Source organism: Actinocorallia sp. A-T 12471, assembly GCF_033875155.1.
Classification (GTDB): domain Bacteria; phylum Actinomycetota; class Actinomycetes; order Streptosporangiales; family Streptosporangiaceae; genus Actinocorallia.
This window is the reverse complement of sequence record NZ_JAWZTE010000001.1, coordinates 780,652-794,216: the sequence shown is the minus strand read 5'-3', so window position 1 is coordinate 794,216 and position 13,565 is coordinate 780,652. Positions and strand designations below refer to the sequence as shown.

General features: G+C 71.0%; 12 protein-coding genes and 1 tRNA gene. 4 read left to right on the top strand and 9 right to left on the bottom strand.

Features of this window, described 5'->3' with window-relative positions; genetic code table 11:
• Positions 1-18: 18 nt before the first annotated feature.
• The 4 genes from R9X44_RS03735 to R9X44_RS03720 form a co-directional block, all read right to left on the bottom strand.
• A complete protein-coding gene (locus tag R9X44_RS03735) occupies positions 19-1,668 on the bottom strand; it encodes an AMP-binding protein (RefSeq protein WP_319812513.1) in 1,650 nt (549 codons plus the stop codon).
• Between the two features lie 97 nt (positions 1,669-1,765).
• Entirely contained in the window at positions 1,766-3,016 is a 1,251-nt protein-coding gene (locus R9X44_RS03730) for a winged helix-turn-helix domain-containing protein (protein ID WP_319812512.1), read from the bottom strand.
• Between the two features lie 39 nt (positions 3,017-3,055).
• The gene (locus tag R9X44_RS03725; RefSeq protein ID WP_319812511.1) at positions 3,056-3,232 is read right to left on the bottom strand and encodes a hypothetical protein; all 177 of its coding nucleotides are present in this window, start codon (positions 3,230-3,232) and stop codon (positions 3,056-3,058) included.
• 89 nt (positions 3,233-3,321) lie between these two features.
• Positions 3,322-4,407, bottom strand: a complete 1,086-nt coding sequence (locus tag R9X44_RS03720) for a hypothetical protein (RefSeq protein ID WP_319812510.1) — start codon at positions 4,405-4,407, stop codon at positions 3,322-3,324.
• A 43-nt stretch (positions 4,408-4,450) separates the two neighbouring features.
• Between R9X44_RS03720 and R9X44_RS03715 the strand changes: the two genes are divergently transcribed.
• Positions 4,451-5,821 (top strand): MFS transporter, encoded by a 1,371-nt coding sequence (locus R9X44_RS03715; protein ID WP_319812509.1) that lies wholly within the window; start codon positions 4,451-4,453, stop codon positions 5,819-5,821.
• Positions 5,822-5,841: 20 nt separating this feature from the next.
• A complete protein-coding gene (locus R9X44_RS03710; protein ID WP_319812508.1) occupies positions 5,842-6,912 on the top strand; it encodes a glycosyl hydrolase in 1,071 nt (356 codons plus the stop codon).
• Between the two features lie 260 nt (positions 6,913-7,172).
• On the opposite strand, the gene R9X44_RS03705 is transcribed toward R9X44_RS03710, so the two are convergent.
• From R9X44_RS03705 to R9X44_RS03690, 4 genes are all read right to left on the bottom strand, one after another.
• Positions 7,173-7,249: transfer RNA gene (locus R9X44_RS03705), tRNA-Met, on the bottom strand.
• A 62-nt stretch (positions 7,250-7,311) separates the two neighbouring features.
• The gene (locus R9X44_RS03700; protein WP_319812507.1) at positions 7,312-8,076 is read right to left on the bottom strand and encodes a 3-oxoacyl-ACP reductase; all 765 of its coding nucleotides are present in this window, start codon (positions 8,074-8,076) and stop codon (positions 7,312-7,314) included.
• Positions 8,077-8,105: 29 nt separating this feature from the next.
• Positions 8,106-9,464 carry an aldehyde dehydrogenase family protein gene (locus R9X44_RS03695; RefSeq protein ID WP_319812506.1) on the bottom strand — a complete coding sequence of 453 codons (1,359 nt, stop codon included), beginning with the start codon at positions 9,462-9,464 and terminating at the stop codon, positions 8,106-8,108.
• Complete coding sequence (locus R9X44_RS03690; protein ID WP_319812505.1) at positions 9,465-10,868, bottom strand: glutamine synthetase family protein; 1,404 nt, start codon at positions 10,866-10,868, stop codon at positions 9,465-9,467.
• Positions 10,869-10,989: 121 nt separating this feature from the next.
• On the opposite strand from R9X44_RS03690, the gene R9X44_RS03685 reads away from it, so the two are divergent.
• Positions 10,990-12,657, top strand: coding sequence for a carotenoid oxygenase family protein (locus tag R9X44_RS03685; RefSeq protein ID WP_319812789.1), 1,668 nt, complete (start codon positions 10,990-10,992; stop codon positions 12,655-12,657).
• 154 nt (positions 12,658-12,811) lie between these two features.
• Here R9X44_RS03685 and R9X44_RS03680 read toward each other — a convergent pair whose 3' ends face one another.
• Complete coding sequence (locus R9X44_RS03680; RefSeq protein ID WP_319812504.1) at positions 12,812-12,961, bottom strand: GPGG-motif small membrane protein; 150 nt, start codon at positions 12,959-12,961, stop codon at positions 12,812-12,814.
• Positions 12,962-13,100: 139 nt separating this feature from the next.
• Here R9X44_RS03680 and R9X44_RS03675 point away from each other — a divergent pair, with 139 nt between their 5' ends.
• A complete protein-coding gene (locus R9X44_RS03675) occupies positions 13,101-13,535 on the top strand; it encodes a nitroreductase family deazaflavin-dependent oxidoreductase (protein WP_319812503.1) in 435 nt (144 codons plus the stop codon).
• The last annotated feature ends 30 nt before the right edge of the window (positions 13,536-13,565 follow it).

The following is a 13,565-nucleotide window of genomic DNA, read 5'->3' as shown; positions in this document are numbered from 1 at the left end:
GCCCGTGACACGCGCCGGTCAGGCGAGGACGCGGATGCCGTCGAGGGTGCCCGCGCGCAGCCGCTCGTACATGTAGCGGCGGCGCGGCTTGCCCGACGACGTCCGCTCGATGAGGCCGCGCGGGCCGGTGACGATCGTCAGGTCGGCGTCGTCGAGCCGACGGGACAGGAACCTGCGCGCCTCGGCGGTCCAGTCGCCCTCGTCGGCCTCCACGAACAGCGCGACGCCGCGGCTGCCGACGCCCGGCACCGCGACGACGGTGATCCTGCCCTTGTGCAGGCCGGTCACCTCCGACAGCTTGGCCTCGAGGTCCTCCACGTAGACCGAGCGGCCGCGCACCTTGAGGCTGTCGCCCATCCTGCCGAGCACGAACAGCTGGCCCTTGTAGAGGAAGCCCGCGTCGCCCGTCCAGACCTCGCCGTCGGTGAAGCGGGTGGACTTGCCCTCCGCGCCCGCGTAGTAGCCGTCGCACGCCGACGCGCCGCCCGCGACGATCTCGCCGAGATGTCCCTCGGGGAGCGGCTTGCCGTGCTCGTCGCAGATGCGGACCGGCAGCGCGGGGTCGGGCGCGCCGCAGCCGACCATCCAGCCCGCCTTGTCGCCGAGCGACGCGGGGCCCACGCGGTGCTCGTCGGCGATCCTGACGAGTTCGCCGAAGTTCAGCGAGTCGGGATCGGGACGGACCGCGAGCGGCGACTGGCTGCCGTCGAACATGGTGACGCACAGCGTGGTCTCGGCCATGCCGTACGCGGGCCGGAAGACCGTCGGCCGGAACCCGGTGTCCTTCAGCAGCTCGGCGAACGCCGCGAGACCCGCCGGATCGACCGGCTCTGCCCCCACGATGACGCTCTTCCAGCCGGACAGGTCGAGCCCTTCGAGCTGGTCCTTCTTCAGCCGGCGCGCCATGTAGGTGAACGCGAACGGCGGGCACCCGGCGAACTGGGCGCGGCTGAAGCGGTCGAGCCAGCGCTTGGGGTCGCGAATCCACTGGTCGGGCCGCATCAGGTGCAGCGTGCCCTGCCGGGTGACCGGGGTGAGGAACGCGCCGATCAGGCCCATGTCGTGGTAGAGCGGCAGCCACGAGTTGACCTCGTCGCCGTCCTCGAACTCGGCGAACCGCGCGATGAGGTCGGTGTTGGCCTCGAGGTTCTCCCACGTGACGCGCACGCCGCGCGGCTCCCCGCTCGAGCCCGAGGTGAACTGCAGCAGCGCCAGCTCCGAGGCGGGCTTGAGCTCGGCCTCCTTGTCGGCCTCACGCGGCACCCACGGCTCGCCCTCGATCCCGGCACGTTCCATGCACTGCCTGGTGAGCGGCGAAAGGTCGGGCGAGGCGATCGTCAGCTTGGGCTTGGCCTGCCGCAGGATCGCCGCGACGTGCTCGACGTACTCGTCGCCGGTCTGGAACAGCGGCGGCGTGATCAGGCACATCACCGCGCCGGACGCCCACACCCCGAAGTAGGTGTGGATGAGCTCGTAGTCCGTCGGGATGATCGCGCACACCACGTCGCCGGTGCCGACGCCCTCGGCCTCGAGCGCGGCGGCGACCCGCTTGGCGGACGCGGCGATCTCCGGGTAGGAGCGGTAGTCCCAGGCGCCCTCCTCGGTCGCCAGGTACACGCCGCGATCGGGGTGGGGCTCGTCAAGCCAGTCCCGGAGCCACGAGGTCATCGACAGGTCCTTCCGCAAGTGCAGGGAGTGGGGTCCACGGGGGGTGCCGCGTACTTACCGGACCGTAGGGTAACGATGCGATGGCTCCGGATGTTACTCACCGGTGAGGTAGATCGACAGGCCCTGGTTCGTCCGCTTTTGACAACCTGTGCAGCAACGGAGCGAACTCCTGCGGCACCACCTGCTCCACCCGCACCTCCGCGCACCCCACCCACCTGGCGGCCTCGGCCAGCGCCCGCGCCGCAGCCTCGGCGTGCCGCGCCGAGTCCAGCGTGACGCGCCTGGCCACCAGCGTGCTCCCCTCGCGCGCCGGATCCACCCGTCCGACGAGCCTGCCCCCGGTGAGCAGCGGCATCGCGAAGTAGCCGTGCACCCTGTCCTTCTTCGGGGTGTACGCCTCCAGCCGGTGGGTGAAGCCGAAGATCCGCGCGGTGCGCGCCCTGTCCCACACCAGGGAGTCGAACGGCGACAGCAGCGTCGTGCGGTGCCTGCCGCGCGGCTCGGACTCCAGCGCCGCCGGGTCGGCGAAGGCCGGATCCTTCCAGCCCGCCACCTGCACCGGCACGAGCCCCGACGCCTCCAGCACGCCGCGCACCTCGGCCAGGCGCAGCCGGTGGTAGTCGGCGAGGTCCTTCACCGTCGCGACGCCCAGGGCACGGCCCGCAAGGCGGACCAGCTCCGTCAGGCACGTGGCGTCGTCCGGCGCGGCGTCCAGCAGCTCGGCCGGGACGACCCGGGACGCCACGTCGTACACCCGCCGCCAGCCCCTGCGCTCCACACAGGCCACCTCGCCGATGTCCAGCAGCCACTCCATCGCGACCTTGGACTCCGACCAGTCCCACCACGGGCCGCCCTTCTTCGCGCCGCCGAAGTCGCCGGACGTCATCGGGCCCTCGTCGCGCAGCCTGTCGAGCAGCTTGCGGGCCGCGCCGTCGAGATCCTCCAGGCGGTGCCAGCGGTGGCCGCGCGCCACGTACGCGCGCCGCCGGAAGGAGTACAGCGGCCACAGCTCCATCGGGATCACGCACGCGGCGTGCGACCAGTACTCGAACGCCGACCCGTCCCAGTAGGCCGACTCGACCGAGGCGCGGCCGACCGGCCCGAGGCGCGCGTAGGGGATCAGCTCGTGGGAGCGGGCCAGCACCGAGATCGTGTCGAGCTGGACCGCGCCGAGCGAACGCAGCACGCCGGGCACGCCCGCGCGTCTGTCCGGGGTGCCCATCAGGCCCTGCGCCCGCAGCGCGATCCGCCGCGCCTGGTCGGCGGACAGCTCGTGGGCCACGGGCATCAGGTCGGCGGGCGTCGCGCGGTCCCGCGTTCTCGGCTTGTCGGGCACGGTCTCGGTCATGTCCCGACCCTAGAACGCGGCACCGACAGAATCCGGGGCTCACGCGGGCTCGGGTTCTGGCTCCGGCTCCGGGCTCGGCGGGCCGGGCGGCGGCTGCGGGGGCGGCGTCGGGATCGGCGGGCCCGGCGGACGCGGCGGCCTGACCGGCATCGGCGGCGGCAGGGGCGTCGGTTCGGGCTCCGGCAACGGCCCCGGCGGCATCGGCGGAACAGTCATGCCCCACCCCTTCCCCGGCCCGGCAACCGCGCCCAGAAGACCGGGTAAAGGCCGCGTCCTGATCAGCGGTCGGGGGCCGATCCAGCGCGCTAGTTCACCGAGATGTGCACGTGGTCGAAGTGGTTCTGGGTGATCGACCCGCGGTCGCCCATCAGCCGCCAGCACCGGCACACGCTCGGGTTCCAGATGTGCTGCCGCCAGATCACGTACTTGACGCCGAGGCGCTGCCAGTTGGAGATCGCGTAGTTCGCGGTGCGGTCGCCGACCGTCATCCACGCCTGCGTCGGCATGCTGCCGCCGCCGCTCAGCATGTAGTCGGTGGCGTTGCCCCTGCCGTGGTCCTGCGGGTCGCCCGGGCGCATGCAGCCGATCACCGGGAACGGGCCGAACAGCGCGTCGAGCTCGTTGCGGACGGCCTGCATGTGCGGGGTGCAGCCGACCGTGCCGGTGAGCGGCGAACTCGCCGTGCCCGCGACCTTCACGGTTCCGGACGCCTGGCGCGGCAGGACCGTCACCTTGACGCCCTTGGGCAGCACCTTCTTCAGCCGCGCGCTCAGCTTCTTCAGGTCCGAGCCCGGCGCGCTCACCACCATCGCGTTGCCCGACGCGAGGCCGAGCCGCCGCGCCTGGTCCCGCGAGACGATCGCCTGCACGCCCGGCACCCCGATCGGGGCGACCGCGCCGATCCGCGCGCTCGCGCCCAGGCCCGTCGCCCCCGCCTTGACGACGGTGCCCAGCTCCGGCCCGGTGAACGAGATGACGACGTCGCCGCCCGCGACGTTGCGCCACAGGCCGTCGAGCTTCGCCGACTCCTTCGGCGCGAGGTTGCGGAACGAGGACGGATCGACGCCCAGCAGGCCCACCTGACGGCCCGCGACCTGGGTGCGCGCCCCGTCGACCACCTCGGCGACCTTGACGCCCTTCACCTCGCGGACCTTCCCCGCGGCGTCCTCCGGCAGGGGTGAGGTCCCGGCGATCAGCAGATGCGGGGTGTAGCGCTTCTTCAGCGGGGCGACGGTGATCGTCTCTGCCTCGTCGGGCATGTGCGCGACCTCGTCGGACACCTCAAGATCGACATAACGCGCCTGGTTCCACTCCCCCGCCACGACCGCGACGTCGATGGAGAGGGTGAGGAGAGCCGCCACTCCGATGGCGGCCGGCACCGACACCCGCACTTAGCACCCTTCCTCCGGAGTTCCCGATCGGTAACCTACACGCGTGAACGGGGTCCGGCTCGATTCGGCCACTGGCCGGTCCATCATCCTCGCCACCGTCCTGGGCAGCGGCGTCGCCTTCCTCGACGGCACGGTGGTCAACGTGGCGCTGCCCGCGATCGGGCGCGAACTCGGCGGCGGCCTGTCCACCCTCCAATGGGTGCTCGACGGGTATCTCCTCACGCTCGGGTCGCTCCTCCTTCTCGGCGGAGCCCTCGGCGACAGGTACGGGCACCGCAAGGTCTTCGCGATCGGGCTCGTCGCGTTCACCGTCGCCTCGTGCGTGTGCGGGATCGCGTGGAACGCCCAGTCGCTCGTCATCGCGCGGCTCCTGCAGGGCGCGGGCGGCGCGCTGATGGTCCCCGGCAGCCTCGCGATCATCGAGGCGACCATGCACCCCGACGACCGGGGCCGCGCGATCGGCCGCTGGGCGGGGCTCGCGGGCGTCTCGACCGCTCTGGGGCCGTTCGTCGGGGGATGGCTGGTGGACGCCGCCTCGTGGCGGTTCGTCTTCTTCATCAACGTGCCGATCGCGGCGGTGGCCTTCGCCGTCACGCTCGCGAAGGTGCCGGAGACGTCGACCAAGGACCGGCGGCTCGACTATCCGGGGGCCGTCGCGGTCACCGCGGGGCTCGGCGGGTCGATCTACGCGCTCATCGAGGGGCCCGTGCGCGGGTGGCATCCGCTGACGATCGCGGCGGGGGTCGTCGGGGTGCTCGCGCTCGTGGCGTTCGCGGTCATCGAGCGCCGCCAGCCCGATCCGCTGCTTCCGCCGCGGCTGCTGCGCTCGCGGGTCTTCGTCAGCGTCAACCTGACCACTCTGGCGGTTTACGCAGCGCTTTCCGGCGGGCTGTTCCTGCTGACGCTTCAGCTCCAGGAGACGATGGGGTACTCGGCCCTCGAAGCGGGCCTCGCGACGCTGCCGCTCACCGTGGTGATGCTGCTGCTGTCCGGCCAGATGGGGGCGCTCGCGCAGAAGACGGGGCCGCGCCTTCCACTGACCGTCGGGCCCGTCCTCGCCGGCGTCGGCGTCGGGCTGCTCGCGCTGGCCAGGCCCGGGACGTCGTTCGCGGTGGGGGTCCTGCCCGGAATGCTGGTGTTCGCGCTCGGCATGGCCGTCACCGTCGCGCCGCTGACCGCGACCGTGATGGCGTCCGTCGAGGACGCGTACGCCGGGGTCGCCTCGGGCACCAACAACGCGGTCTCCCGGATCGCGGGACTGCTCGCGGTCGCGATCCTGCCGCTCGTCTCGGGGGCGGAGAAATCCCTCGCCGCCGGGTATCCGACGGCGATGCTGGTAGCGGCCGGTGTGTGCCTGCTGGGCGGATTGGTGTCCTGGTTCGGGATTGGCAGGAGAGCAGACGGATCACCCTGATCCGTGAGAGAGTGCCTGCCGTGACCCCCTCGCAGAGGAATCGCCGGGCCATCGAGGCGGTGGCGGTCGGTTTGTGCACCGCATCACTGGTCGGGCTCGCCGGATTCGCGTACTTCGACACCAAGAACGACGGCCCCGACGGGCAGGTGGCCGCTGCCCCGCCCGTCAGCGCCGACGCCGAGGCGCTGCCGTCGGCCCTGCCCAAGCAGGCGCCCGCCGTGATGCCGTCGCTCCCCGCGTTCACCGACGACCCGGTGCTCGCGCTCGGCCCCCTGATGGAGGTGCCCGAGCCCGTCGCGAAGTCGGCGGCCCCCTCCCCGACGCAGGCGGCCGCCGAGGCCAAGGCCAAGAAGGCGTGCTTCAAGGGCGTCGCGACGTGGGCGGTCGCCAACTCGGCGAAGTCGATGAAGAAGTCGCGGGCCTGCTGGTTCTACACGTGGGGCGCGGACCGGGCCGGGGTGAAGGCGCCCAAGGGCGTCGAGTTCGTCCCGATGATCCACCGCGCGGCCACGATCGGCGACGTCGCCAAGGCCAAGAAGGCCAAGAGCAAGTACCTGCTCGGCTTCAACGAGCCGGATCTCGGCGCGCAGGCGAACATGTCGGTCGACCAGGCCCTCGACCTGTGGCCGCGCCTCGTCGCCACGGGCAAGACCCTGGGCAGCCCCTCCGTCGCCACGGGCGGCGCGACCCCCGGCGGCTGGCTCGACCGCTTCATGAAGGGCGCCAAAGCCCGCAAGATGCCGGTCCACTTCATCACCCTGCACTGGTACGGCGCCGACTTCCGCGCCAAGCCCGCCGCCCTCCAGCTCCGCCAGTACCTCCGCGCCGTCCACAAGCGCTACAAGAAGCCCATCTGGCTAACCGAGTTCGCCCTGACGGACTTCACCCAGGGCGCCCCTCGCTACCCCACCCCCAAGCAACAGGCCGCCTTCCTCCGCGAAGCCACCAAGATGCTGGCCAAAGAGCCCTACATCAAGCGCTACGCCTGGTTCGCCATGCCCACCACCCAGTCCGAAACCGGCCTCTTCCGCCCCGACGGCACCCCCACCCCCGCCGGCACCGCCTTCACCACCCGCCCCACCTACAAATAACCCCCACCCCCCACGACGCCCCCAGCCCACCCCTGAGGGCGTCCCCCTTCCCACCCACAACCAGCGGGCAGCGAGCAGCGAGCAGCGGGCCAAGGCAGCGGATTTCCACCCAAGCCACGTGATCAGCGGCACCACCGCAGCGGGGGCGTGGGGGCGGAGCCCCCACATCGGGGGGCTACGGGGGTCGTCCCCCGTATAGGCCGAAGGGCCGCCGTGGAAGGATCCCGCTAGGGATCTGACCACGGCGGCCCTCGGACCTTTGGTAGCGGGGACAGGATTTGAACCTGCGACCTCTGGGTTATGAGCCCAGCGAGCTACCGAGCTGCTCCACCCCGCGTCGTTGTGTTATTAGCTTATGGGGTGGGGTGGGCTTAGGCAAATCGGTTACGGGGGCGGGGGTTACTGGGGGGTGACGTAGGCGCCGGAGATGCCGCCGTCGACCAGGAACTCGGCGGCGGTGATGAAGCTTGCGTCGTCGGAGGCGAGGAAGGCCGCGGCGGCGGCGATCTCCTCGGGTTCGGCGAAGCGGCCTACGGGGATGTGGACGAGGCGGCGGGCGGCGCGTTCTGGGTCTTTGGCGAAGAGTTCCTGGAGGAGGGGGGTGTTGACGGGGCCGGGGCTGAGGGCGTTGACGCGGATGCCTTCGCGGGCGAACTGGACGCCGAGTTCGCGGGACAGGGCGAGGACGCCGCCTTTGGAGGCGGTGTAGGAGATCTGGCTTGTGGCCGCGCCCATGCGGGCGACGAAGGACGCGGTGTTGATGATGGAGCCCTTGCCCTGGGCGCGCATGTGCGGGATGGCGTGTTTGCAGCACAGGTAGACGCTGGTGAGGTTGACGTCCTGGACGCGTCGCCATGCCTCGATGCCGGTCTCCAGGATGGAGTCGTCGTCGGGCGGGGAGATGCCCGCGTTGTTGAAGGCGATGTCGAGGCGGCCGTAGGTGTCCCAGGCGGTCTGGAAGAGGGCGTGGACGGCTTCCTCGTCGGTGACGTCGGTGTTGACGAAGATCCCGTCGACCTCGGCGGCGGCCGCCTTGCCGCCGGTCTCGTCGAGGTCGGCGACGACGACGCGCGCGCCTTCTGCGGCGAAGCGGCGGGCGGTGGCCAGGCCGATGCCGGAGGCCGCTCCGGTGATGACGGCGACGCGGTCTGCGAGGCGCTGCATGCGGGCTTGTGCTCCCTCGGGGTGCTGGCTTAGGGCTCGGTGGACAGGAAGACGTTCTTGGTCTCGGTGAAGGCGTCGAGGGCGTCCGGCCCGAGTTCGCGGCCGAGTCCTGACTGCTTGTACCCGCCGAACGGGGTCCAGTAGCGGACCGACGAGTGGGAGTTCACAGACAGGTTCCCGGCTTCGATGGCGCGTGCGGTGCGCAGGGCGCGGCCGACGTCGCGGGTCCAGATCGACCCGGACAGGCCGTACGCGGTGCTGTTGGCGAGCGCGACGGCCTCGGCCTCGTCGCTGAACGGCGCGACGGTGACGACGGGTCCGAAGACCTCGTCGTGCCAGGCGGGGAAGTCCCCGATGTCGGGGGGCGCGAGGACCGTCGGCGCGAACCAGTATCCGGGCCCTTCTGGCGCTTCGCCCCGGAACGCGACGGGCGCGTCATCGGGCACGTACGAGCGGACCTTGGCCAGGTGCGCCGCGCTGATCAGCGGCCCGACCTCCGTCCGATCCTGCTCGGGGTCGCCGACGACGACGCCCGCGACCGCGGGTTCGAGCAGTTCCATGAACCTGTCGTAGACCGACCGCTGGACGAGGATGCGGGAGCGCGCGCAGCAGTCCTGTCCCGCGTTCTCGAAGACCGCGTAGGGCGCGGTGGCGGCGGCCCGCTCGAGGTCGGCGTCGGCGTAGACGATGTTGGCGCTCTTGCCGCCGAGTTCGAGGGTGAGCCGTTTGACGTCCGGGGCGCAGGCCGCCATCAGCTCCTTGCCCACCCGGGTCGACCCGGTGAAGACGACCTTGCGCACGTCCGGATGGTCCACAAGCCGCCGCCCGGCCACCGGACCCTCTCCCGGGACGGTCTGGAGCACCCCCTCGGGTATCCCGGCCTCAAGGGCGAGCTCGGCGACGCGCAGCGCGGTGAGCGGCGTCCACTCGGCGGGTTTGACCAGGACGGTGTTGCCCGCCGCCAGCGCGGGCGCGACGCCCCAGCCGAGGATCGGCATCGGAAAGTTCCACGGGACGATCACCGCGACGACCCCGAGCGGCTCCTTGAAGGTCAGGTCGACGCCCCCGGCCACCGGGATCTGCAGCCCGGTGAGCCGCTCGGGCGCGGCCGAGTAGTAGTACAGCGTGTCCCGAAGGTTGCCCGCCTCCCAGCGCGCTTGCGCGATCGGATGGCCGGCCTCACGGACCTCGAGGAGCGCGAGTTCCTCGGCGTGCAGGTCGATCTTCTCGGCGAAGGCCCGCAGCAGCCTGGCCCGGTCGCCGGGCGCGACGGCGCGCCAGGCAGGGAACGCCGCGCGGGCCCTGGCGACGGCGGCGTCGACCTCCTCGGGCGAGGCGGCCGGGACCGTGGCGACGACCTGTTCGGTCGCCGGGTTGAGCACCTGCATCTACAGCCTTTCGAAGCCCCTGACGAGTTCCCAGTCGGTGACCGCCCTGTCGTAGGCGTCGAGTTCCACCCGCGCGCAGTTCGCGTAGTGCTCGACGACCTCACGGCCGAACATCCCCGCGGCGAGCGGGCTCGCCGACCAGTCCGCGACGGCGTCGCGCAGCGTCCGCACGACGGTGGGCCCGTCACTGGCGTAGGCGTTCCCCTCGAAGGGCTCGTCCAAGTCCAACTCCTCGTCTATCCCATACAGCCCGGCGGCTATGAGGGCCGCGACGGCGAGGTAGGGGTTGACGTCGCCCCCCGGCACCCGGTTCTCCACCCGCAGCGAGGGCCCAGCCCCGACGAGCCGTAGCGCGCACGTCCTGTTGTCGATGCCCCACCTGATCGCGGTGGGCGCGAAGGATCCGGGTTGGTAGCGCTTGTAGGAGTTGATGTTGGGGGCGAGCAGGAGGGTGAGGTCGCGCAGGCAGGCGAGTTGTCCCGCGATGAACCTCTCCCCTATCTCCGACAGCCCGTAGGGCCCGTCTCCCGCCATGATCGGGATGTCGTACTCGTCGCGCAGTGACAGGTGGACGTGGCAGGAGTTGCCCTCGCGCTCGTTCGGCTTGGCCATGAACGTCAGGGACATCCCCTCCTGCGCCGCTATCTCCTTCGCGCCGGTCTTGTACAGGGTGTGGTTGTCGCAGGTCTCGAGCGCCTCGGCGTAGCGGAAGGCGATCTCGTGCTGCCCGAGGTTGCACTCGCCCTTGGCCGACTCGACGTACATGCCGGCGCCGGTCATCCCGTTGCGGATGCGGCGCAGCAGCGGTTCGACGCGCGCGCCGCCGAGCAGCGAGTAGTCCACGTTGTACTGGTTGGCGGGGGTGAGGTCGCGGTATCCGCGCGTCCAGGCCGCCTCGTAGGTGTCGGTGTAGACGATGAACTCGAGCTCGGTCCCGACGAACGCGCGCCAGCCGCGCGCGGCGAGCCGGTCGAGCTGGCGGCGCAGGATCTGCCGGGGCGAGGCGACGACCTCCGCGCCGTCCTCCCAGTGCAGGTCGGCCAGGACGAGCGCGGTCGCCTCCTGCCAGGGCACGGGCCGCAGGGTGGAAAGGTCGGGGCGCAGGACGAAGTCGCCGTACCCGCGCTCCCAGGACGACATCGCGTAGCCGTCGACGGTGTTCATCTCGACGTCCACGGCCAGGAGGTAGTTGCAGCCCTCCGAGCCGTGCCCGGCCACCTCGTCGAGGAAGTAGCGCGCTGACAGGCGTTTGCCTTGCAACCGCCCCTGCATGTCGGTGAACCCGATGACGACCGTGTCGATCCGCCCGGTGTCGGCGGCGACGCGCAGCTCTTCCAGTGTCAAACCGGCCTCTGATCCTCTAGGTGACGCGGACGTCGGTCGTGGCGGGCGCGTGGGGACCATTAATGATCGGCTGGGACCGTCCGTCAAGGCCGGAAACCAGGAAGTAACGCGGTGGCGCGGGCCCGTACCACCACCTTCACGGTCATTGACGGCACGTCCGATGAGGAGTTGTGTGACGGATATGCCGATCCCCCGCTCGATCCTCGCCAAGGACGACCCCGCCGACCTCGACCTCACCGTCGTGTCCGGGACGTGGCCTTCGGACGTGGGCGGGCACTTCGTCGTCAGCTCCGCCGACCAGCGCACCCACCCGATCCACGCGTTCTTCGGCGACGGGATCCTCGTGCGGATGCCGCTCAGACCCGACGCGGACGGCGTCTTCCCCTGGCGGCCCAGGCTGGTGGAGACCCCGTCGGTGCTGCTGCGGCGCGCCTGCCCCGACCTGTTCGTCGCCGGGCCCGTCGGCACGAGTTCGCCGTTCGGGATGGTCAACGCCGCCAACACCGCGCCGCTGCCGTGGGGCGACAGGCTGTTCGCGACGTGGGACGCGGGTCGTCCCGTCGAGGTCGATCCGGTGACGCTCGACTTCCTCGGCGAGGTCGGGCACCGCGACGACTGGGCGCCCGCGCTCGACCAGCCGGTCCTGCCGCTGGTCTCCACGACCGCGCATCCCGTCATCGACCCCGAGCGCGGCTGCCTGTGGTCGGTGAGCCGCGACGTGCTCTCCGGGGCCGTCTGCGTCATCCGCTACGACGGGACCGGCTCGCGCGTCGAACGCTGGCTCGTGGAGGGCGCGTCGCTGCCGCAGGCGACCCACACGATCACCCAGACGCGCGACTGGCTCGTGCTCGCCGACACCGCCTACAAGGTCGACGTCCAGGAGATCTTCGGCGCGGACCGCACCGGCGCCAACAACCCCGACGGCCCGGTGCTGCTGATCCGCAAGGACGACCTCGTCGCGGGCCGCCCGAGCGTCAGGTGCCGCGAGTTCAGGATCGCCCCCGAGGTCAACCACTTCTATGCGCGCTATGACGACTCCGACGGCGTCGAGATCCTCATGGAGCACGCGCCGGGCGTGGACATCGGCATGTACCTGCGCGCCGACGACCTCGACGCCTTCGGCCGCCCGATAGATCCCGCGTTGCGCGGCATGTACTGCCACGGCATGAGCCCGACCGTCATCACGCTGCTGCGCTTCGACCCCGCGACGGGACGGATCACCGAACGCGCCCGCGTCCAGGACCCGGAACGGTACTGGCAGGCGGAGCTGTCGGCGATCGACTGGTCGCTCGAGGGTCAGACCGCCCCGACCGTCCACCATCTTGTCTATCTCGGGTTCCACCCTGAGGCGGTCAACCAGCGCGCCCTGGCGAACTACGGCGACCGTGTGGACCGTGCCGCGTTCCCGGCCGAGGAGACCCCAGCGATCCTCGTCACACACGACCGTGAGTCGCTGAAGGCGCTGCACGAGTGGACCTTCGCCGCCGACGACTACCCGACCTCGCCGGTCTTCATCCCGCGCTCACCCGGCGCGGAAGGCCGCTCCCGGTACTCGGGGACCTCCCCCGGCGGCCACGACGGCCATCTCCTCGTCCTCGTGCACAACGACGACAGGTTCCGGCTCGACCTCTTCGACGCCGCCGACGTCGCGCGCGGGCCCGTCGCGAGCCTCGCCCCACCTCCCGGCAGGACTGTCCCGTTCATGATCCACGCGGCCTGGATGCCGGAGGCGCGGCCCGCCGCCGACCTGCCGAGGCACAGCTTCCGCGACGACCTCGACCACCGGCTCGACGCGCTGCCCGAGCCGCTGCGCGAGGCGGCCATGCGGGTCGCGGACAGGCTCCCGTGAGCACGGAAATCTCCTGCGGGATTAACCGGAAATCTACCGCTGATTTGCTTTGACGCGCTTTTTCCCCTCCCACCCGCCGAGGCGTTTATGCTCGGAGACAGGGTTGAGCCGGCCGGGGGTCGGAAGACCCCCGACCGGCTGGTCGGGGCAGCGTTTACGGGTTGAAGATGCTCACCCCGCCGGGGCCGACGAGCAGCCCCAGGACGATGAGCACGATGCCCAGCAGCACGTTGCGTTGGGCGATCAGGACGTAGATCCCGTAAATCACCAGAACCACTGCAATAAGCCACAAAATCGTAACCATGTGTATTAAGTAACCGTTCCGAGATCTGCCAAACACGATCCGCCACCCCGATGTGAAATGAGGCGGGCGTCACATGAAAATGTGGAAGCCGTCCAAGACCCGTCGGAACGCGGGCGACCGCTACAGCAAGGGAGCATCCATGCCTCTGGAAGGCGAGTACGTGCCGAGCCCGTACACCCAGGCCGCCGAGCAGGTGGAGTTGTATGAGAGCACGGGCGGCGAGGAGGGCAACACGATGGGCGGCAAGCCCGTCATCATCCTCACGACCCGTGGCGCGAAGACCGGCAAGATCCGCAAGGCCCCGCTGATGCGCGTGACGGACGGCGAGAGCTACGCCGTGGTCGCGTCCAAGGGCGGCGCCCCCGACAACCCGGTCTGGTACCACAACATCCTCGCCGAGCCCCTGGTCATGCTCCAGGACGGCCCCGAGCCGCGCGAGTACCGCGCCCACCTCGCCGAGGGCCTGGAGCGCGACCAGTGGTGGCAGCGCGCGGTCGAGGCATGGCCCGGCTACGCCGACTACCAGAAGAAGACCGACCGAAAGATCCCGGTCTTCGTCCTAGACCCGGCCTGACACCCCGGCTCACGGCCCCCGACGCGCGGG

Excerpts from the sequence above, each read along its gene's own strand:
- R9X44_RS03725 (WP_319812511.1), bottom strand. The coding sequence starts at position 3,232 with ATGACTGTTCCGCCGATGCCGCCGGGGCCGTTGCCGGAGCCCGAACCG.
- R9X44_RS03685 (WP_319812789.1), top strand. The coding sequence starts at position 10,990 with ATGCCGATCCCCCGCTCGATCCTCGCCAAGGACGACCCCGCCGACCTC.
- R9X44_RS03700 (WP_319812507.1), bottom strand. The coding sequence starts at position 8,076 with ATGCAGCGCCTCGCAGACCGCGTCGCCGTCATCACCGGAGCGGCCTCC.
- R9X44_RS03730 (WP_319812512.1), bottom strand. The coding sequence starts at position 3,016 with ATGACCGAGACCGTGCCCGACAAGCCGAGAACGCGGGACCGCGCGACG.
- R9X44_RS03690 (WP_319812505.1), bottom strand. The coding sequence starts at position 10,868 with ATGGTCCCCACGCGCCCGCCACGACCGACGTCCGCGTCACCTAGAGGA.
- R9X44_RS03735 (WP_319812513.1), bottom strand. The coding sequence starts at position 1,668 with ATGACCTCGTGGCTCCGGGACTGGCTTGACGAGCCCCACCCCGATCGC.
- R9X44_RS03675 (WP_319812503.1), top strand. The coding sequence starts at position 13,101 with ATGCCTCTGGAAGGCGAGTACGTGCCGAGCCCGTACACCCAGGCCGCC.
- R9X44_RS03680 (WP_319812504.1), bottom strand. The coding sequence starts at position 12,961 with ATGGTTACGATTTTGTGGCTTATTGCAGTGGTTCTGGTGATTTACGGG.
- R9X44_RS03695 (WP_319812506.1), bottom strand. The coding sequence starts at position 9,464 with ATGCAGGTGCTCAACCCGGCGACCGAACAGGTCGTCGCCACGGTCCCG.